A 17,219-nucleotide genomic window follows, 5' to 3' on the forward strand; every position below is an offset into this window, starting at 1 on the left:
GTTCAGCTCGTCGGCGAACGCACCGCTTCAGTCGCGTCCAGCGCCTGCATCAGCCGCGTGTCGCGGTCGTAGACGTCGTTGAAATATTCGACTTTGCCGGACAGGTCCGGCCAGGCAGTGAAGTAGGAGACATAGACGGGAATCGTGCGTGTCACGTCTTCGCTGGCATGGCCGTGCTTGAGCTTTTCGGCGATGTCGTCGACCGAGACGCCGAGCACCGCCGCCGCCATCCCACGTGGGTCCTGAAGGCGAATACAGCCATGGCTGAGCGCCCGCATATCGCGCTGGAAGAAGGATTTTTGCGGCGTGTCGTGCATGTAGATGGCGTGCTTGTTGGGGAACAGGATCTTCAGTTCGCCCAGCGCATTGGCTTCGCTCGGCTGCTGGCGCACGCTGTAGGGAATGTTGGCGCCGTAGGCGCCCCAATTGACCGAGGACGAGGGAACCCGCCTGCCGCGCGAATCGGTCACCTCGTAGCCGGCACGGTCGAGATAGCCCGGATCGCTACGCAGCCTTGGCAGCATCTCGTTGACGATGATCGACTGCGGCACGCCCCAATAGGGATGGAAATCGACCTGCTTGATCTCCTTGAAGAAGAAGGCGGTCTGGTTGGTGGTCCGGCCTATGACGACGCGGGTCTTCAGCTTCTCCTCGCCATTGTCGATATAGCTGGCGGTGAAGGCGGGCTGGTTGATGAAGACCCGCGGGCTACCAAGATCGGACGGCAGCCAGCGCAACTCTTCCAGCGCAACCTGCACCTTCTGCAGCCTGTCTGCCTTGGATGCGCCGGCGAGCGAGGCGACGGTGCGCGGGCCGATGACCCCATCGCCCTTCATGCCGGCCTTCACCTGCACGGCCTTGATGATCGGAACCAGTTCGGGAACATAGACATCGCTGGTGCCGAGACGAGACAAGATCTCGCCATAGGCGCCGCCCATCTCGTCGTCGAGATTGCGCGCGATCAGCGTCAGCAGCTTCGGCAGTTCGGCGCTGGTCTCGCCGGGCTTCAGCAACAGCTTGGGATCGACGACGATTTCGTTTTCGGCGCTCGCCTGCAGCGATTCAAGTTCGACGCGCAGCGCCTGATATTCCGCGTTCTGCGGGTGCCGCGATTCGAGGTAGGTGCGCACTTCCTGGGTGTGGGCCAGCGTCTTGAGCGCGCCTTCCATGTCGACCGGCTTCGGCGGAAATTCATAGTAGCCGGTGATGCGATTGGGATCGACGCGCCCGCTCTGGGCGTCACGGGCATAGCGCAGTACGCGCGCCGACAGCGCCATCTCGAAGCGGACGAGTTCCTTCAGATGGGCGTCGGCATCGACTGCCGATGCGTTGGCTGCCGGCACCTCGACCGTGTAGTCGGCCGACGTGAGACCATAGCTTGCGGCTTCGCCAAGCACCCGCACCGCATCCTGGGCGCGGGCATTGGGATTGCCCTCGTTCACCCAGATGAAATCAGGATTGGCAGAGTAATAGGCAATCAGTGCCTTGGCGATATCGGGCTCGGCATAGAGTTCATAGTCGCTGAGGCCTGCAACGGCTTCGCGGAAGGCAGTGCTGGTCGCCGACGGCACAAAGGCGGCGTCTTCAGCTGTTGCCACCTGGGGAGGTGCTGCCACCAACGCGGCAAAGTCGACGCGCACCAGCCGGTCGGCCTTGTAGGTGTAGTAGGACGGGCTGCTGATCCTGGTGCCGCCGCCGCCCGATACGGCGGGCTTCGGCTTGCGCTTTGGCGGCGGCGGGAATTCGCCTTGCGGCCTGTGCTTGACGCCACCGCCGAACAGCATGTCGAACAGGCCTTGCGCGCTTGCCTGCGGCACACCGAAGGCCAGTGCTGCCGCCACTGCAAGCGGCATCACGGTGGCTTTATTTCCGAGGAATTTCATTAATCACCCGCTCCGGCTGCAAGCCGGCTCCCGTTCCGCGCCGCTAGACGATCTTGCCAACCGCATGGCGGATGTAAGGCGCTACTATACCGATTCATACCGATTTCGTTAAGCTTCCATAAATTTCCGCGGGCCTGTTGCAGAACGGTTTCACAACATCGTGACGTCTGGAGCGGCGTTGCCGCTCCGGACCGGTCAAAGCGGCTGCTGCTTCAGGCGTTGGCGCCACCGTCGATGGTGAGCGCGGCGCCGGTGACGAAGCGCCCTTCCGGACCGGCGAGCCAGGCAACCATGCCGGCGATCTCGTCAGCCTTGCCGAAGCGGGGCGTCGCCATCTTCCGCCGCTGGTGTTCGGCATGCGGGCCTTCCGCCGGGTTCATGTCGGTGTCGGTCGAACCGGGATGAACGACATTGGCGGTGATGCCGCGCGGACCGAGGTCTCGCGCCAGCGCCTTGGTCAGGCCGACCAGCGCAGCCTTGCTGGTCGAATAGGCGCTGAGACTGGTGTCGGTGACGCGCTCGGCCAGATTGCTGCCGATCGAAATGATGCGGCCGCCCTCGCCCATGTGAGCCGCGGCCGCCTTCGAAGCCACGAACGGCGCTCTCAGATTGACCTCAATGGTTTCGTCGAAGTCGGCCAGCGACATCTGTTCGATGGGCGCCGCGCGCCAGATGCCTGCGCTGTTGACCAGGATGTCGAGCCGGCCGAAGGCATTCACCGCCTCGGTGACCGAGCCTTCGATGGCGGCGGCGTCGCGATTGTCGGCTTGGATGGCGATCGCGCGACCACCTGCCGCTATAATCTCGGCGACGACAGCTTGGGCCGGCGCCGAGCTGTTGACGTAGGTGATGGCGACGTCGGCGCCATCGGCCGCAAGCCGTTTGCTATCGCAGCACCTATGCCGCGGCTGCCGCCGGTGACCAGTGCTGCCTTGCCGTTCAATCCGTTCGCTGACATGTCATTTCTCCGTTATGTAACGATCGATACATAAATCTCTGGCAACCTTGCCTGGCGACGTCAAGTGAATTATGTATCGATCAACACAGAAAAGATCGTCATGCCGGAAAGAGGCCGTCCCCGCACCTTCGATCGAACCGCCGCCTTGCGGCAGGCGATGGAGCTGTTCTGGGCCAAAGGCTATGAGGGCACCTCGATCGCCGACCTGACCGCGGCGATGGGCATCAGCTCGCCCAGCCTCTATGCCGCCTTCGGCAGCAAGGAGGGGCTGTTTCTGGAAGCGACCGAGTATTACACCCGCAACGAAGGCACCGAGATCTGGAGCGCGCTGGACGAAGCGCCGACGGCATGCCAGGCGATCGAGAATTTCCTGCGCCAGACGGCAAAAGCGTACTCTCAGGACGACCGCCCGCAGGGCTGTCTCATCGCGCTGGGCGCACTGCACCAGGATTCAAGCAGCGGCGCGATCTGCGATGATTTGCGCCGCCGCCGCGCCGAAAACCACACCCTCTTGCTGAGACGGCTGGAACGCGGTGTGGCGGAAGGCGAATTGCCGGCGGGCTTCGACAGCAACGCGGCGGCGACCTTCTATGCGACGGTCCAGCACGGCATGTCGATCCAGGCCCGCGACGGCGCCTCGTGCGAAGCGCTGATGGCCACAGTGGCCGGAGCGATGGCGGCGTGGCAGGGGCTGGTCGGAACAGCGTGACAAAGCGCGGAGCTTGTGCTGGAAATCCAGTCGGCGGCGAAATGCGCCGGGAGGGATCATCCGTGAAAAAAGGGTATCGCGAGTTGCTCGACGAGGCCAATGCCGAGATCGAGGTGGTCTCGCCCGAGGAAGCGGCCGGGCTGCTCGACGACGAGGACACCATCTTCGTCGACCTGCGCGATCCACGCGAGATCGAGCGGGACGGCCAGATCCCCGGCGCCAAACATGTCACTCGCGGCATGCTGGAATTCTGGATCGATCCCGAAAGCCCTTACCACAAGCCGTTCTTTGCCTCGGGCAAAAGCTTCGTCTTCTTTTGCGCCGGCGGCTGGCGCTCGGCGCTGGCCACCAAGACGGCGCAGGATATGGGGCTGTCGCCGGTCAAGCACATCCTTGGCGGCTATACCGCCTGGAAGGCGGCCGGATTGCCCGTCGAGCCGGGCGGCAAGAAGAACGGTTAGCTCACCGCTCCGGCGTTGTCGGAGTCGACAATACACCCATTGGAATCAATGCAGTATCGGCTCGCGCTCGTTTTTGAGAAAAGTCACAGCGCGTTCGACAACACCTTTGTCGGCGAGAATGCGACGGTGGCCGAGCCCATCGGCCCAGTGCAGCCGCACATGGCTGCCGGCGCCGGCATAACGTGTGGCATGATCGGCGGGGACTTCGCGGTCGTCCGGCGCGTGGATGACCAGCGTCGGCACCGGCGCCTCAGCCAACTGGCGGTCGCCGGTGAATTCATGCAGCGGCCGGCCCGACAGCCTTTTCACCTGATCGGCCATGGAAACCTGCGAACGCGGACCGACATTGAGCATGCGGCTGAAGTCGGCGAAGATCGCCGGCAGGGAACTTGGCGCGGCGACCAGCACCAGCCGCTCGGCCGCGACGGGCTGGATACCCTTGATCGAACCGGCAATGGCATTGGCGGCGACGGCGCCACCGAAGGAATGGCCGACGATCGCCTTGAACGGACCGAACCATTCGCCGGCGACCCTGACCGCCTCGACCGCATTGACCATATTGAGATGACGGCCCAGCGACTGGCCATGGCCCGGCAGGTCGAGCGAGGCGACCCGGTAGCCCGCATCGCGAAAGCCTTCGATCAGCGCCCGCATATATTCCGTGCGCGAACGCCAGCCATGGACCACCAGCACCGTGCCGGCGGACGCCCTGCCCGGCTTGGGCCGGAATTCGTGCACCATGACGCAGCCGGCCTTGGTCGGCAGCCGATGATGGCGCGCCTCGGCCATGAAGCCGGCGGCGCGGTCGACCGCACGCCGTTCACCGTCGCTGAGCGCCTTGACGCTGGGGGTGCGGCAGAACAGTTCGAAGGCGGCGCGCCCGCTCAGGCGGGGCGCCACATGCTCGGCGGCGCGGAACACGCCCCGGATGACCTTCAGTCCAAATGATGCCATAGTGGCGATCCATCCATTCCGTTCAAGCATGAACATAATAGTTCAAACATGAACATTAAACAAGAGCTGCCCTGGGACAACCCGCGCTTTCGCAACTGGGTCGCGGTGGCGCGCGCCTGCCATGTGCTGGAGCGTGCGCTGGCGGTAAAGCTGGCGCCGCTGGATCTCAAGCCGGCGCAGCTCGACGTGCTGATGAACCTCTATCGCCATCCCGGCATGTCGCAGCACGATCTCGCCCGCAAACTGCTGGTCGGCCGCTCCAACATCACCATGCTGTTGCCGCAGCTCGAGGCGCGCGGCCTGCTGCGCCGCGAGGGCGACGAGAAGGACAAGCGCGTGCTGCGGCTGACGCTTACCGAGGCCGGCACGGAGCTTTTGATGAAGGCGCTGAAGGTGCATATGGCGCTGATCGAAAAGGCGATGAGCCAGTCGACAGCGGAACAGTGCGATATGATCGGCGAACAGATGCGCAAGATCTATGACGTGCTGAAGGATACCTGAGCCGTTCGATCCACGCGCCTCCCACCTCACCACATCGTCTTCTTCGCCCGCTCCGGCCATTCCTTGTCGTAAGTACCGGCATCGATGTAATTGCGGCTGGTGACTTCCAGGATTGTTCCGGGTGTCGGCAGCGATTTCGGGTCGACGTGCTTTGCCGGGTTCCACAGCTCCGAGCGAACGATGGCGCGGGCGCACTGGAAATAGACCGAATCGACATCGACCACGGTGACCGAGCGCGCCGGCTTGCCTTCGACGGCGAAGGAGGCGCAAAGCGCGGCGTCGGTGGTGATGCGGGCGCGGCCGTTGACGCGCAGCGTCGTGCCCGAACCCGGCACAAGAAACAGCAGCCCGACGCGAGGATCGCGGATGATGTTCTTAAGCGAATCGGCGCGGTTGTTGCCGCGCCTGTCCGGCATCATCAGCGTTTTCGGGTCATGCATGCGCACAAAGCCGGCGAGATCGCCGCGCGGCGAACAGTCCAGCCCTTCCGGCCCGCTCGTCGCCAGGGCGACAAAAGGCGAGGCTTCGATGAAGGCGGCATATTCGGGAATGACGTGGTCGAGTTCCTTGACCGTCGACGCTTCGCCGGGCAGGCCGTAGAGCGCTTCAAGTTGTTTAACCGATGTGATCTCAGACATTTCCCGTCTCCGAACCGTTGCCAGCGTTACCCCCAGTCAATGACGTTTTGCCGACAGTGCCGAACTAGCGGTCGCGGCTCAGTCCCTTCTCCTGGAGCTCGGCGAGATAGGCATTCCAGCGCGCGTCCTTTTCGTGGCCAAGCGTGTGCAGGTAATTCCAGGTGAAGATGCCGGTGTCGTGAAAATCGTCGAAAGTGATGCGCACGGCGTAGTTGCCGACCGGCTCGATCTTGAGGATGGCCACGTTGCGCTTGCCGGGAACCGTCACCCGCTGGTCCGGCGAATGGCCCTGCACCTCGGCGGAGGGTGAAGCGACGCGCAGCAGTTCGGCCGGCAGTTCGAACGGCCGATGATCGGGAAAGGTGACGGACAGCAGTTTTCTGTCCTTCGAGACCCTGAGTTCCTTCGGCGCCGTCATTGTTCTGCATCCCGTCAATCCGCCCTTCCCTACGCTGCTTCGCGCGAGCGGAAAAGGCCATTTGGACCCGGCCGACACCGGATGTCGGCCAGGGAATGTCACCAAAGATCGAGAGCGGCTATCTTGAATGGCGGGTTGGATCGTATCACATAGCCGTATATAACGGCGCCACTCGCAGCCACGGGAATGCTTGAACGCATGGACATGATCGATCCCTTCGGTCGCACGATCAGCTACTTGCGCGTGTCGGTCACCGACCGCTGCGATTTCCGCTGCACCTATTGCATGGCCGAGGACATGGCGTTCCTGCCCAAGAAGGACCTGCTGTCGCTCGAGGAACTCGACCGGCTCTGCACCGTCTTCATCGAAAAGGGCGTGCGCAAACTGCGCCTCACCGGCGGCGAGCCGCTGGTGCGCAAGAACATCATGCATCTGGTGCGCCAGCTGTCGCGGCACTTGAAGAGTGGCGCGCTGGAAGAGTTGACGCTGACCACCAATGGCTCGCAGCTGTCGCGCTTTGCCGCCGAGCTTGCCGATTGCGGTGTCGAGCGCATCAATGTCTCGCTCGACACGCTCGATGCCGACAAGTTCCACGCCATCACCCGCTGGGGCCATCTCGGCAAGGTCATGCAAGGCATCGATGCCGCGCAGGCGGCGGGGCTGAAGGTGAAGCTCAACGCCGTTGCGCTGAAGGACTTCAACGACGTCGAGCTGCCGGAGATGATGCGCTGGGCGCATGGCCGCGGCATGGACTTGACCGTCATCGAAACCATGCCGATGGGCGAGATCGACGCCGACCGGACCGACCAGTATCTGCCGCTGTCGCTGCTGCGCGCTTCGCTCGAGCGCCAGTTCACGCTGAGCGACATCCCCTACAAGACCGGCGGTCCGGCCCGCTACGTCCATGTCGCAGAGACCGGCGGCAGGCTGGGCTTCATCACGCCGATGACGCATAATTTCTGCGAAAGCTGCAACCGCGTGCGGCTGACCTGCACCGGCACGCTCTATATGTGCCTGGGTCAGGAGGATGCCGCCGACCTGCGCGCGCCGTTGCGTGCCTCGGAAGGCAACGAGCTGGTCGCTGCTGCCATCGACGAAGCGATCGGCCGCAAGCCGAAAGGCCATGATTTCATCATCGACCGCCGCACCAGCCGCCCGTCGGTGTCGAGACATATGAGCGTCACCGGCGGCTGATTTTCTCCGCGATTGGTGCAGAATGCTTCCGTTGGAAGCGAGGGGGATTTCCATGCAGCGTGTTTGCCAAACCGGGCTGTCAGCGCTGGTCGTGGCCCTATCATTGGCGACCACAGTGGCGCTCGCAAAGCCGTTCACCTACATCAATGCGCGCTATGGCACGGTGTGCACGTTCCCGAGCCAGATTTTCAGCAAACCGATGCCTGAGTCCCTCAATGGCGACGGTCGAAAATGGCTTAGCCCCGATGGTGCGAGCTTGTCCTGTTACGGCGGATACAAGCTGACGGAAGATACGCCCGACAGTCTGGTTGAAAAGGAAAAAGCCGACCCTGACTCTGGGGAAAAGGTCACTTACAGCAAAACCGGTAAGAACTGGGCAGTGGTCTCAAGCACCAAAGGCGACAAGATCTTCTATACCCGAATCGTCTTCGAAAAAGAGGATGCAATCCATACAGTCTGGATCGAATATCCGGCCTCGCTCAAGGCCAAGTACGACCCACTGGTCGGCGCTATCGGCGACAGCCTGCATGGGGCTGAGCAACACTGGGAATAAATCGCTCTCGACGCTGCAAACCCGATTTACCGCCATCGCGTTCCGCCCTAAATTTCGGCCTATAGCGGCTCGTCGCTCGGTTTGGGGGAATACGACATGCGCACATTCTTACTTTCTCTTGCAATGCTTGGGTTTGCCGCCGCGCCGGCAGCAGCACAGTCCATCGGTGGCAGCTACACCGTTGCGGGCACCAATTTCGACGGCTCGAAATATGGCGGCGAAGCCACCATCACGCTGACCAGCGAGACCACCTGCACCATCCATTGGGAGACGGGCGGATCATCGTCGGACGGCATCTGCATGCGCAACGACGATGCCTTCTCCGCCGGCTATGTCATGGGCAAGGAAATCGGTCTCGTCGTCTACAAGGTAGAGGATGACGGCTCGCTGCACGGCCTGTGGACCATCGCCGGCAAGAACGGCAGCGGCACCGAGGTGCTGACCCCGAAATGAGCCTGCTGGTCATCCGGCCAGCCCTCTTAGCGATTTTGTGGGCCACGGGTGAAAATCCGTGGCCTATTTCTTTGACGTTGCTGTCTTGCCGCCGGCTGCTACAGGCTTGGGCGGTTCACCGTTTCGCCGAAACGTCGAACCGCTTTATTCTTTGTTTTCACGCAATTCCGGACGGAAAACCGTTTCACACTTTTCTGGAATTGCTCTTGCAAAACCGGTAACGCCCTTGCCTCTTTCCCCAAACATTCGCGGCGCGCTGTGCATGATGGTGGCCATGATCGGCTTCACCCTCAACGACGCCATCACCAAGTTCTCGTCGGAATCGATGAACATGGCGCAGGTGATGCTGGTGCGCGGCGCCTTTGCGTCGCTGCTCGTCGGCCTGCTCGCCTGGCAGCAAGGCGCGCTCGCGCGACCGAGGTCGATGCTGCAGCCGCTGGTGACGCTTCGCGTGGTCGCCGAGGCCGGCGCCACCGTCGCCTTCCTTGTGGCATTAGCGCATCTGCCGATCGCCAATGTCTCGGCGGTGCTGCAGGCGCTGCCGCTGGCGGTGACGATGGGGGCGGCACTCGTATTCAGCGAAGCGGTCGGCTGGCGGCGCTGGCTGGCGATCGCGGTCGGCTTTGGCGGCGTGCTGATCATCGTGCGGCCAGGCTTCGAAGGCTTCAGCATCTATTCGCTGTACGCACTCGTCAGCGTCGCCTGTTGCGCAGTACGTGACCTCGCCACCAAGCGCATCCCGAGGGCTATCCCGACCTTGCTGGTGTCGACGGCAACGGCAATCGCCATGACCATCGTTGGCGCCGTGCTGCTGTCGCCGATGGGCGGCTGGACGCCGATGTCCGGCAAAGGCTCGGCACTTTTGGCATTGGCGGCGGTGCTGGTGCTGATCGGCTACCAGTTCATCATCATGGCAATGCGGGCCGGCGACATCTCCTTCATTGCGCCATTCCGCTACACCGCCCTCTTTTGGTCGATGCTGCTTGGCCTCATCATCTTCGGCGATGTTCCCGACCTGCCGATGATCGTTGGCTCCGCCATCATCATCGGCTCCGGCCTCTACGCGCTCTATCGCGAACGGGTCGTCGGCCGGCAGAAGCCGGCGGCCGAAAGCGCTGGACCCGACATGGCGCCGGACGGCATATAGGTTGGCCATGAGCCAAGACATTGCAGGAATTATCCTGGCCGGAGGCCTGTCACGGCGCATGGGCGGCGGCGACAAGACTTTGCTAGCGCTTGGCGAGCGTCCGCTTCTCGACCATGTCGTTGCCCGCCTGGCGCCGCAGGTCGGATCGCTGGCGCTCAGCGCCAATAGTGACCCGGCGCGCTTCGCCGCGGCCGGTCTTCCGGTTCTCGCCGATGCGGTGGAAGGCTATGCCGGACCGCTGGCCGGAATTCTCACCGGCCTCCAATGGGCGGCAGCGAATACCGCTTTCAAGGCATTGGCGACGGCCGCCGGCGACACGCCGTTCCTGCCGGTGGACCTGGTCGAGAGGCTGGCTGCGGCTGTTGACGAGCGACCAGGCTCCATCGCTGTTGCCAGTTCCGGCGGCAGGCGGCATCCGACCTTTGCGCTGTGGCCGCTCGGGCTGCGTGAGGCCTTGCGCCATTTCCTGATCGACGAGGACAACAGGCGCGTCTCCGCCTTCATCGAGCGGCACGACTGTGTCGAAGTGGAATTTCCGTTGCTGACCCACGGCAGTGACGAGATCGACCCGTTCTTCAACATCAACACACCGCACGACCTTGCGGTGGCCGAGCGTCTGTTGCAGAGCATCGGCCCATGAACATCTTCGGCATCACCGGCTGGAAGAATTCCGGCAAGACCACACTGACCGAGAAGCTGGTCACAGAGCTCGTCCGGCGCGGCTGGACAGTGTCGACGGTCAAACACGCCCATCATGAGTTCGACATCGACAAGCCTGGCGCCGACAGCTTTCGTCACCGCCAGGCGGGCGCCACCGAAGTCGCGGTGGTGTCGGGCAAACGCTGGGCGCTGATGCATGAATTGCGCGGTGAGGACGAGCCGACGCTGGAGACGGTCCTGTCGCGGTTGGCCCCGTGCGACATCGTGCTGGTCGAAGGCTACAAACGCGAGGTGCACAAAAAGATCGAGACCCGGCGGCAGGAGGCCAAGGACCGCTCGCCGCTGTCGGCGAACGACGGACATATCGTGGCGATTGCCGCCGACTTCGCGGTTACCGGCGAAAGCCTGCCTGTGTTCGATCTCGACGACACGGGAGGGATAGCCGACTTCATCGAGCGCATGGCCGGCCTCAAACCTTGAGGCGCCTGCCCTCGCCCGGGTCAGCCGCCCTCTTCAGCCGTTGCATTGTCTAAGCGCGTCTCGCCTGAACGGCCTCATGCGACGCGCTTCAGGTTGTTTTATTTATGCATGTCGTCGTCCCAAAACCGCTGCGCACTTTTGGGCGACATGCATTAACCCGGCGTCGGCATTGGCTGGACCCGCAAATCCCGCAAGCAACGGTTTTACAGTTGCTTTTCTCCCGAAAACAGTGGGAGTATCGCGCCAGCGGGCGGTCAAAAGCACCGCCCCACAGAGCCGTTCCGGAACGACGGCCGGGAGCCATAAAGAGAGGACTATCATGCGTATTGCACTGCGTATCGCGCTCGCCGCATCGGCTGCGCTGCTGACGCTCGGCGTCGCCCAGGCTCAGGAAACGACCCTGAGAATCGGCACCGAAGGCGCCTACCCCCCATTCAACAACCTGACCTCCGACGGCCAGCTCGTGGGCTTCGACATCGACATCGCCAAGGCGCTCTGCGACGAGATGAAGGTCAAGTGCACCTTCGTCGCCCAGGATTGGGACGGCATCATTCCGGCCCTGCAGGCCGGCAAGTTCGACGCCATCGTCGCCTCGATGTCGATCACGCCGGAGCGCGCCGAGAAGGTTGACTTCACCCACAAATACTACAACACGCCGTCGGCGATCGCGGTACCCAAGGATTCGACCCTCAAGGGCGTGACCAAGGAAGACCTGGCCGGCAAGACCATCGGCGTCGCAACCACCACGACGCATTTCAATTATGCCTCGAAAACCTATACGGACAGCACGGTCAAGGGCTATCCGAGCAGCCCCGAAGAGCAGGCTGATCTCGCCAATGGCCGTCTCGACGCGATCGAGGACGATATCGTCGTGTTGCAACAGTTCCTGGATTCGCCTGATGGCGCCTGCTGCAAGATTCTCGGCCAGCCTTCGCCGCAGCCGGTCGATATCTTTGGACCGGGCGCCGGCATCGCCGTGCGCAAGGGCGAGACGGATCTGGTCAACAAGTTGAACAGCGCCATCGACGCAATCCGCGCCAACGGAAAGTACAAGGAAATCAACGACAAATACTTCAAGTTCGACGTCTTCGGCGCCGAGTCCTGATCGTCTGAAACAAGGCGGCAGGGGAAATTTCCTGCTGCCGCCTTGGCCTGACAGAAGTGGAGACAAGACCCGTCAATGCCAAGCCAGAACATATGGATACTTCTCACTTGGGGACCCGATGGCTGGATTGACGATATTGCCTATGGCGCACTGGTCACCATTGCGCTCGCGCTGGCGACACTGCCGATCGGCCTGACGATCGGCTTTTTCGTCGCCTGGGCAAAACAATCCGAAGAGCCGTCGCTTCGCGTGGCTGCCAACATCTACACCACGGTGTTTCGCGGACTGCCGGAACTGGTGACGCTTTTCCTGTTCTTCTTCGGCATGCCGATCCTCTTGCAGTATGTCATCCGTCTGTTCAGGCCGGAAGCGACGGTCGATGTCGACAGCTTCCTCGCCGGCATGATCGTGCTGTCGCTGATCTTTTCGTCGTATTCCAGCGAAGTCTTCCTGTCGGCCTTTCGCGCCATTCCGAAGGGCCAGTATGAGGGCGGCTATGCGATCGGGCTGTCGAAATGGCAGACGATGCGCAAGGTGATCCTGCCGCAGCTGCTGCGCATCGCCTTCCCCGGCCTTGAGAATTGCTGGCTGAGCCTGCTCAAGGACACGGCCCTGGTGTCGGTCGTCAATCTGGCTGAAACCTTGCGCAACGCCGGCGTGGCGGCCCGTGTCACCAAACATTCCTTCCTGTTCTACAGCGTCGCGGCGATGGTGTTCCTTATCCTTGCCATCCTGTCGTCGATCGCCACCGGCTTCATCCTGCGTTCGCTCGGGAGGAGGGAGGCACGATGAGCGTCGTGACGCGCGCCGCCGTCGACATCGAGAAGCCACCACCACGGGCGCGAGGCTGGCCGCGGGCCCGTATCGTCGGCTACGCGCTGGTCGGCTTCTGGATCCTGTTCGGCATCGGCATCGCCGTCTATCTGGTTTACGCTTGGAATGGCGAATTCTTCGCCAGATACGCGCCGGCCTATCTGCAGGGCTTGGGAACCACGCTTGCGCTGGTGGCCATCTCGATGGTGCTCGGCGCGCTTTTTTCGCTGCCCGTCACCTATGCCCGCATGTCGAAGAACCGCTATCTGTCCGTCCTGGCCTATTGCTACGTCTACTTCTTCCGCGGCACGCCGCTGCTGGTCCAGGTCTATCTCGTCTATTACGGCCTGGGCTCATTCCGGGTGCAACTCGAATCCGTCGGGCTGTGGTGGTTCTTCCGCGACGCCTTCAATTGCGGTGTGTTCGCCTTCGCGCTCAACACCGCCGCCTACCAGGCCGAAATCCTGCGCGGTGCCATCGAGAGTGTTCCGAGGGGCCAATGGGAGGGCGCTGCTTCGCTCGGCCTGCACAAGCTGCAGACGCTGCGCAAGGTCATCCTGCCGCAAGCGTTTATCGTGGCGCTCCGACCCTACGGCAACGAGCTCGTCTTGATGATCAAGGCCTCTGCCATCGTTGCCATCATCACCGTCTATGATTTGATGGGCAACGCGAAGCTCGCCTACGCCAAGTCCTTCGACTTCCAGGCCTATGTCTGGGTCGCCATCGTCTATCTGGTGATGGTCGAGATCCTGCGCCACGGCGTCGAATGGATCGAGCGACGGATCACCATTCATCTGATCCGCTGAGCGGTCGGCTGTACCAGTCGATCGGCTCATGCGCGTCTTGACGAATTGTGTGCAGTGCCTAGAGCTTGCGCTGACAATTTCGCTTTCATCTGAAGGGCAAACCCATGGCATCTGTGGCATTTCTCGGTCTTGGCGTGATGGGCTATCCCATGGCCGGGCACCTCAGGAACAAAGGTGGCCATGAGGTCACCGTCTACAACCGCACCGCAGCGAAAGCCGAGCAATGGGTTGCCCAGCATGGCGGCAAGCTTGCTTTGACGCCGGCAGAGGCCGCAGAGGGCCAGGATTTCGTCTTCTCCTGCGTCGGCAATGACGACGATCTGCGCTCGGTGACGACCGGGGCCGATGGCGCCTTCGCCGCGATAAAAAAAGGCTCCGTTTTCATCGACAACACCACCGCCTCGGCCGAAGTCGCGCGCGAACTGGCCGACGCCGCTGAAAAGGCCGGCTTTTCCTTCCTCGACGCGCCGGTTTCCGGCGGGCAGGCGGGCGCCGAGAACGGCGTGCTGACGGTGATGGTCGGCGGCGAGCAGGCTGCCTTCGACAAGGCCAGGCCGGTCATCGACGCCTTTGCCCGGATGGTCGGGCTGATGGGTCCGTCGGGCGCCGGCCAGCTCACGAAAATGATCAATCAGATCACCATTGCCGGGCTGGTTCAGGGACTGGCCGAAGGCATCCATTTCGGCAAGAAGGCCGGGCTCGACATCGAGAAGGTCATCGAGGTGATTTCCAAGGGCGCTGCCGGGTCCTGGCAGATGGAGAACCGCCACAAGACGATGAATGCCGGTAAATATGATTTCGGCTTCGCCGTCGACTGGATGCGCAAGGATCTCGGCATCTGCCTCGATGAAGCCGACCGCAATGGCGCGAGACTGCCGGTGACCGCCCTTGTCGACCAGTTCTACAAGGATGTGCAGGCGATGGGCGGCAAGCGCTGGGACACCTCGTCCCTGCTGGCGCGCCTGGAAAAATAGGCGTTCGCAATGGCCGAGCTTTCGCCCCAATCGAGCGCCGATGAGATCGTCGCCCATTTGCGCTCGATCGGCTCGGAGGACAATCGCCGCGGTATGCTGCGCTACGGCATCAAGATCGAGCGCGCGCTCGGCATCTCGCATGGCATGCAGCGGCAGATCGCCAAAAAGATCAGACGCAACCACGAGCGTGCTTTCGAGCTTTGGCAGACCGGCATCATGGAGGCGCAGTTCATCGCTTCCGTCACGGCCGACCCGAAGCGCTTCTCAGCCGCGGATGCACGACAATGGGCCGCGTCCTTCGATTCCTGGGATATCGTCGACGGCGTCTCCGATCTCTTCGTCGACACGGACGCCTGGAAGGAGCTGATTGAAGAGTTCGCGGCGGACGAGCGCGAGTTCGTTCGACGCACGGCCTTTGCGATGATGGCGTGGTCCGTCGTGCACCGGAAGCAGGAGCCGGTGGCGACTTTCCTCGGCTTCCTGCCGATCATCGAAGCGCATGCCGCCGACAGCCGCAATTTCGTGAAGAAGGCGGCAAACTGGGCGCTTCGTTCGATCGGCAAGCGATCGTTGGAGATGCACGGTGCTGCCCTTGCCGTGGCCGAACGGCTGGCCCAGTCGACCGACAAGACGGCTCGCTGGATTGGCAAGGACGCCGTACGGGAACTCACCAATGCCAAGATCATCGAGCGGATCGCCCCCAGAAAAGGCTGACCTGGCCAACGTCCGGTTCACCGAGGTGACGCGGCAGACGCGCGCCGATTTCGAAGGCCTCTTCGAAGCGCAAGGGCGTCCGAAGTATTGCTGGTGCATGGCCTGGCGGCCCCTGCCCGGCCGCCGCGAGCATGTTCAGCACGCCGAGTTGAAACGGGCCATGATGGCGCTTGTCGAGGCCGGCACGCCGGTCGGAATCTTGGCCCAGATTGACGGCAAGACCGTCGGCTGGTGCTCGGTCGCGCCGCGCCAGACATATCGGAAGCTGACGTCGCAATAGGACGATGACGAGACCGGCATCTGGTCGATCGTCTGCTTTTACGTGCCAAGGGCGCTGCGCGGCGGCGGGCTGGCGGCCGCGCTGCTTGACGCTGCCATAGATCACGCCTTTGCCAAGGGCGCCGGCGTGATCGAGGCCTACCCGGTCGGCGAGGCATCGCCGAGCTACCGTTTCATGGGGTTTCGCGACATGTTCATCGCTCGCGGGTTCCATGAGGTCGGCATGGCCGGCTCTCGCAGACATGTGATGCGGCTCGAGCGTTGACGCGATCGGCCGCGGCGTCTTTACTCCTGCACAAAGGAAGCGGCCGATGAGCAGTCCTCTCAAATCGACCTTGGCGCTTGCAGCCGCGTTGTTGGTGTTCACCGCTACCAACGCCTCAGGCCAAACCGCGCACATCTTCTGGAAAGATCTGCGTCCTGCGACGCAGGCGGTGGCCGAAGATGCCGGCCTGCCGATGATTGCGGCAAAACTGCCCGATCGTGGCGAGACATTGTCGCTCAACCTGCAAGACAAGATAGTACAATTAGCCGGCTACGCATTGCCGGTCGACCGTGATGGCGATCTCGTCTACCAATTCCTGCTGGTGCCGTGGACAGGCGCTTGCAGCCACATGCCGACGCCGCCGCCCAACCAGATCGTGCTGGTGACGCCGGCCCGTCCCTACAAGATGTCGCAGTCCTATGAGTCGGTTGCCGTGACCGGCGCTTTGCGGCCCGGCTTGGAGAAGAGCCAGTTGTTCATTCTCGACGGCGTCAGCATCATCCAGTCCGGCTACACCGTACGCAAAGCCGATGTGGTGGCAGTCGACACGGTGCCGGACACGATCACGCTGCCGGTCAACTCGCCCTGGAGTTTCCTCAACAAAAAGAAGAACTAAACGGCGCCTGCTTGTGCAGCGTCACCGCCCGGTCACAGACAACCGCGCTCAGGCCGCGTTGGCGCCGGATTCCTTGTCCAGCAGCATGTAGTCGAGCGGCATTTCGGTCGTGTACTTGATCTGCTCCATGGCGAAGGACGACGATACGTCGCGGATCTCAATCTTGGCGATCAGCCGCTTGTAGAAGGCGTCATAGGCGGCGATATCGGGCACCACGACGCGCAAGAGATAATCGACGTCGCCGCTCATGCGGTAGAATTCGACCACCTCGGGAAATTCCTGGATGACTTCCGAGAAACGCCGCAGCCATTCATGGCTGTGCGAATTGGTGCGGATCGACACGAAGACGGTGACGCGCACATTGACCTTTTCGTGGTCGAGAATGGCGACGCGCCGCTTGATGACTCCCTCTTCCTCCAGCTTCTGGATGCGGCGCCAGCACGGCGTCGTCGACAGGCCGACTTTCTTGGCGACATCGGCAACCGCGAGCGTCGCGTCCTCCTGCAGGAGGCGGAGAATTTTTCTGTCGAGGCGATCCATTGAGGTGCTCCTGGTGCAGGCCGCGTTCCCTCGGGCGCGACGCGCTTTGGGAATAGATTGGCTATACTCCCTCTTATTTCGACCTTTCACAAGAAAGA

At 62.5% G+C, this 17,219-nt stretch carries 23 protein-coding genes and 1 pseudogene; 17 read left to right on the forward strand and 7 right to left on the reverse strand.

Annotated features, from left to right (window positions below; translation table 11 throughout):
- Nucleotides 1–2: 2 nt before the first annotated feature.
- Together NKI61_RS15730 and NKI61_RS15735 are read right to left on the reverse strand one after the other, a co-directional pair.
- Nucleotides 3–1,883 (reverse strand): L,D-transpeptidase family protein, encoded by a 1,881-nt coding sequence (locus NKI61_RS15730; protein ID WP_023696140.1) that lies wholly within the window; start codon nucleotides 1,881–1,883, stop codon nucleotides 3–5.
- 212 nt (nucleotides 1,884–2,095) lie between these two features.
- Nucleotides 2,096–2,841, reverse strand: a pseudogene (locus NKI61_RS15735) (3-oxoacyl-ACP reductase family protein).
- A 100-nt stretch (nucleotides 2,842–2,941) separates the two neighbouring features.
- Between NKI61_RS15735 and NKI61_RS15740 the strand changes: the two are divergent.
- Nucleotides 2,942–3,550, forward strand: a complete 609-nt coding sequence (locus NKI61_RS15740) for a TetR/AcrR family transcriptional regulator (protein WP_352840020.1) — start codon at nucleotides 2,942–2,944, stop codon at nucleotides 3,548–3,550.
- A gap of 62 nt (nucleotides 3,551–3,612) precedes the next feature.
- The gene (locus tag NKI61_RS15745; protein WP_023688500.1) at nucleotides 3,613–4,011 is read left to right on the forward strand and encodes a rhodanese-like domain-containing protein; all 399 of its coding nucleotides are present in this window, start codon (nucleotides 3,613–3,615) and stop codon (nucleotides 4,009–4,011) included.
- Between the two features lie 45 nt (nucleotides 4,012–4,056).
- Here NKI61_RS15745 and NKI61_RS15750 read toward each other — a convergent pair whose 3' ends face one another.
- Nucleotides 4,057–4,965 carry an alpha/beta hydrolase gene (locus NKI61_RS15750; protein ID WP_352840005.1) on the reverse strand — a complete coding sequence of 303 codons (909 nt, stop codon included), beginning with the start codon at nucleotides 4,963–4,965 and terminating at the stop codon, nucleotides 4,057–4,059.
- Between the two features lie 48 nt (nucleotides 4,966–5,013).
- On the opposite strand from NKI61_RS15750, the gene NKI61_RS15755 reads away from it, so the two are divergent.
- On the forward strand, nucleotides 5,014–5,466 hold the full coding sequence (locus NKI61_RS15755) for a MarR family winged helix-turn-helix transcriptional regulator (RefSeq protein ID WP_023668997.1): 453 nt from the start codon (nucleotides 5,014–5,016) through the stop codon (nucleotides 5,464–5,466).
- A 26-nt stretch (nucleotides 5,467–5,492) separates the two neighbouring features.
- Here the strand turns inward: NKI61_RS15755 and NKI61_RS15760 are convergent, their stop codons facing one another.
- Both NKI61_RS15760 and NKI61_RS15765 read right to left on the reverse strand, forming a co-directional pair.
- Entirely contained in the window at nucleotides 5,493–6,104 is a 612-nt protein-coding gene (locus tag NKI61_RS15760; protein ID WP_352840007.1) for a pyridoxamine 5'-phosphate oxidase family protein, read from the reverse strand.
- A gap of 64 nt (nucleotides 6,105–6,168) precedes the next feature.
- Entirely contained in the window at nucleotides 6,169–6,522 is a 354-nt protein-coding gene (locus tag NKI61_RS15765) for a gamma-butyrobetaine hydroxylase family protein (RefSeq protein WP_023668999.1), read from the reverse strand.
- 198 nt (nucleotides 6,523–6,720) lie between these two features.
- On the opposite strand from NKI61_RS15765, the gene moaA reads away from it, so the two are divergent.
- The 3 genes from moaA (at nucleotide 6,721) to NKI61_RS15780 (ending at nucleotide 8,722) form a co-directional block, all read left to right on the forward strand.
- Complete coding sequence (gene moaA, locus NKI61_RS15770) at nucleotides 6,721–7,716, forward strand: GTP 3',8-cyclase MoaA (protein WP_031193366.1); 996 nt, start codon at nucleotides 6,721–6,723, stop codon at nucleotides 7,714–7,716.
- Nucleotides 7,717–7,768: 52 nt separating this feature from the next.
- On the forward strand, nucleotides 7,769–8,269 hold the full coding sequence (locus NKI61_RS15775) for a hypothetical protein (protein ID WP_023714206.1): 501 nt from the start codon (nucleotides 7,769–7,771) through the stop codon (nucleotides 8,267–8,269).
- 96 nt (nucleotides 8,270–8,365) lie between these two features.
- Nucleotides 8,366–8,722 (forward strand): hypothetical protein, encoded by a 357-nt coding sequence (locus NKI61_RS15780; protein ID WP_023669002.1) that lies wholly within the window; start codon nucleotides 8,366–8,368, stop codon nucleotides 8,720–8,722.
- Between the two features lie 144 nt (nucleotides 8,723–8,866).
- Here NKI61_RS15780 and NKI61_RS15785 read toward each other — a convergent pair whose 3' ends face one another.
- Nucleotides 8,867–8,998: a hypothetical protein gene (locus NKI61_RS15785; RefSeq protein WP_280800279.1), complete on the reverse strand. Its 132-nt coding sequence runs from the start codon at nucleotides 8,996–8,998 to the stop codon at nucleotides 8,867–8,869.
- Here NKI61_RS15785 and NKI61_RS15790 point away from each other — a divergent pair.
- From NKI61_RS15790 to NKI61_RS15840, 11 genes are all read left to right on the forward strand, one after another.
- Nucleotides 8,949–9,869, forward strand: a complete 921-nt coding sequence (locus NKI61_RS15790) for a DMT family transporter (protein WP_023730566.1) — start codon at nucleotides 8,949–8,951, stop codon at nucleotides 9,867–9,869. The genes NKI61_RS15785 and NKI61_RS15790 overlap by 50 nt on opposite strands.
- A 7-nt stretch (nucleotides 9,870–9,876) precedes the next feature.
- Nucleotides 9,877–10,509 carry a molybdenum cofactor guanylyltransferase MobA gene (gene mobA / locus NKI61_RS15795; RefSeq protein ID WP_352840008.1) on the forward strand — a complete coding sequence of 211 codons (633 nt, stop codon included), beginning with the start codon at nucleotides 9,877–9,879 and terminating at the stop codon, nucleotides 10,507–10,509.
- Nucleotides 10,506–11,009, forward strand: a complete 504-nt coding sequence (gene mobB, locus NKI61_RS15800; protein WP_352840009.1) for a molybdopterin-guanine dinucleotide biosynthesis protein B — start codon at nucleotides 10,506–10,508, stop codon at nucleotides 11,007–11,009. The genes mobA and mobB overlap by 4 nt, the downstream gene beginning before the upstream one ends.
- 319 nt (nucleotides 11,010–11,328) lie before the next feature.
- Complete coding sequence (locus NKI61_RS15805; protein WP_023688509.1) at nucleotides 11,329–12,114, forward strand: ABC transporter substrate-binding protein; 786 nt, start codon at nucleotides 11,329–11,331, stop codon at nucleotides 12,112–12,114.
- A gap of 75 nt (nucleotides 12,115–12,189) precedes the next feature.
- Nucleotides 12,190–12,906, forward strand: coding sequence for an ABC transporter permease (locus NKI61_RS15810; protein ID WP_023669007.1), 717 nt, complete (start codon nucleotides 12,190–12,192; stop codon nucleotides 12,904–12,906).
- Nucleotides 12,903–13,733, forward strand: a complete 831-nt coding sequence (locus tag NKI61_RS15815) for an ABC transporter permease (protein WP_023688511.1) — start codon at nucleotides 12,903–12,905, stop codon at nucleotides 13,731–13,733. Before NKI61_RS15810 ends, NKI61_RS15815 begins: the two co-directional genes overlap by 4 nt.
- A 104-nt stretch (nucleotides 13,734–13,837) precedes the next feature.
- Nucleotides 13,838–14,707 (forward strand): NAD(P)-dependent oxidoreductase, encoded by an 870-nt coding sequence (locus tag NKI61_RS15820; protein WP_023755279.1) that lies wholly within the window; start codon nucleotides 13,838–13,840, stop codon nucleotides 14,705–14,707.
- Between the two features lie 9 nt (nucleotides 14,708–14,716).
- Entirely contained in the window at nucleotides 14,717–15,421 is a 705-nt protein-coding gene (locus tag NKI61_RS15825) for a DNA alkylation repair protein (RefSeq protein ID WP_352840010.1), read from the forward strand.
- On the forward strand, nucleotides 15,381–15,701 hold the full coding sequence (locus NKI61_RS15830) for a hypothetical protein (RefSeq protein ID WP_245266171.1): 321 nt from the start codon (nucleotides 15,381–15,383) through the stop codon (nucleotides 15,699–15,701). The genes NKI61_RS15825 and NKI61_RS15830 overlap by 41 nt, the downstream gene beginning before the upstream one ends.
- An 18-nt stretch (nucleotides 15,702–15,719) precedes the next feature.
- Entirely contained in the window at nucleotides 15,720–15,965 is a 246-nt protein-coding gene (locus NKI61_RS15835) for a GNAT family N-acetyltransferase (RefSeq protein WP_280791736.1), read from the forward strand.
- Nucleotides 15,966–16,011: 46 nt separating this feature from the next.
- Complete coding sequence (locus NKI61_RS15840) at nucleotides 16,012–16,581, forward strand: DUF3299 domain-containing protein (RefSeq protein ID WP_352512095.1); 570 nt, start codon at nucleotides 16,012–16,014, stop codon at nucleotides 16,579–16,581.
- Between the two features lie 48 nt (nucleotides 16,582–16,629).
- On the opposite strand, the gene NKI61_RS15845 is transcribed toward NKI61_RS15840, so the two are convergent.
- The gene (locus tag NKI61_RS15845) at nucleotides 16,630–17,121 is read right to left on the reverse strand and encodes an Lrp/AsnC family transcriptional regulator (protein WP_023669013.1); all 492 of its coding nucleotides are present in this window, start codon (nucleotides 17,119–17,121) and stop codon (nucleotides 16,630–16,632) included.
- Nucleotides 17,122–17,219 lie beyond the last annotated feature (98 nt).

The sequence above is a fragment of the Mesorhizobium sp. M0514 genome (assembly GCF_040321145.1).
Classification (GTDB): domain Bacteria; phylum Pseudomonadota; class Alphaproteobacteria; order Rhizobiales; family Rhizobiaceae; genus Mesorhizobium.

Coding starts and splice junctions, on each gene's coding strand:
- NKI61_RS15840 (WP_352512095.1), top strand. CDS start 16,012: ATGAGCAGTCCTCTCAAATCGACCTTGGCGCTTGCAGCCGCGTTGTTG.
- NKI61_RS15825 (WP_352840010.1), top strand. CDS start 14,717: ATGGCCGAGCTTTCGCCCCAATCGAGCGCCGATGAGATCGTCGCCCAT.
- NKI61_RS15760 (WP_352840007.1), bottom strand. CDS start 6,104: ATGTCTGAGATCACATCGGTTAAACAACTTGAAGCGCTCTACGGCCTG.
- moaA (WP_031193366.1), top strand. CDS start 6,721: ATGGACATGATCGATCCCTTCGGTCGCACGATCAGCTACTTGCGCGTG.
- NKI61_RS15755 (WP_023668997.1), top strand. CDS start 5,014: ATGAACATTAAACAAGAGCTGCCCTGGGACAACCCGCGCTTTCGCAAC.
- NKI61_RS15815 (WP_023688511.1), top strand. CDS start 12,903: ATGAGCGTCGTGACGCGCGCCGCCGTCGACATCGAGAAGCCACCACCA.
- NKI61_RS15780 (WP_023669002.1), top strand. CDS start 8,366: ATGCGCACATTCTTACTTTCTCTTGCAATGCTTGGGTTTGCCGCCGCG.
- mobA (WP_352840008.1), top strand. CDS start 9,877: ATGAGCCAAGACATTGCAGGAATTATCCTGGCCGGAGGCCTGTCACGG.
- NKI61_RS15845 (WP_023669013.1), bottom strand. CDS start 17,121: ATGGATCGCCTCGACAGAAAAATTCTCCGCCTCCTGCAGGAGGACGCG.
- NKI61_RS15750 (WP_352840005.1), bottom strand. CDS start 4,965: ATGGCATCATTTGGACTGAAGGTCATCCGGGGCGTGTTCCGCGCCGCC.
- NKI61_RS15785 (WP_280800279.1), bottom strand. CDS start 8,998: ATGGCCACCATCATGCACAGCGCGCCGCGAATGTTTGGGGAAAGAGGC.
- NKI61_RS15730 (WP_023696140.1), bottom strand. CDS start 1,883: ATGAAATTCCTCGGAAATAAAGCCACCGTGATGCCGCTTGCAGTGGCG.
- NKI61_RS15775 (WP_023714206.1), top strand. CDS start 7,769: ATGCAGCGTGTTTGCCAAACCGGGCTGTCAGCGCTGGTCGTGGCCCTA.
- NKI61_RS15830 (WP_245266171.1), top strand. CDS start 15,381: ATGCCAAGATCATCGAGCGGATCGCCCCCAGAAAAGGCTGACCTGGCC.
- NKI61_RS15810 (WP_023669007.1), top strand. CDS start 12,190: ATGCCAAGCCAGAACATATGGATACTTCTCACTTGGGGACCCGATGGC.
- NKI61_RS15805 (WP_023688509.1), top strand. CDS start 11,329: ATGCGTATTGCACTGCGTATCGCGCTCGCCGCATCGGCTGCGCTGCTG.
- mobB (WP_352840009.1), top strand. CDS start 10,506: ATGAACATCTTCGGCATCACCGGCTGGAAGAATTCCGGCAAGACCACA.
- NKI61_RS15820 (WP_023755279.1), top strand. CDS start 13,838: ATGGCATCTGTGGCATTTCTCGGTCTTGGCGTGATGGGCTATCCCATG.
- NKI61_RS15740 (WP_352840020.1), top strand. CDS start 2,942: ATGCCGGAAAGAGGCCGTCCCCGCACCTTCGATCGAACCGCCGCCTTG.
- NKI61_RS15765 (WP_023668999.1), bottom strand. CDS start 6,522: ATGACGGCGCCGAAGGAACTCAGGGTCTCGAAGGACAGAAAACTGCTG.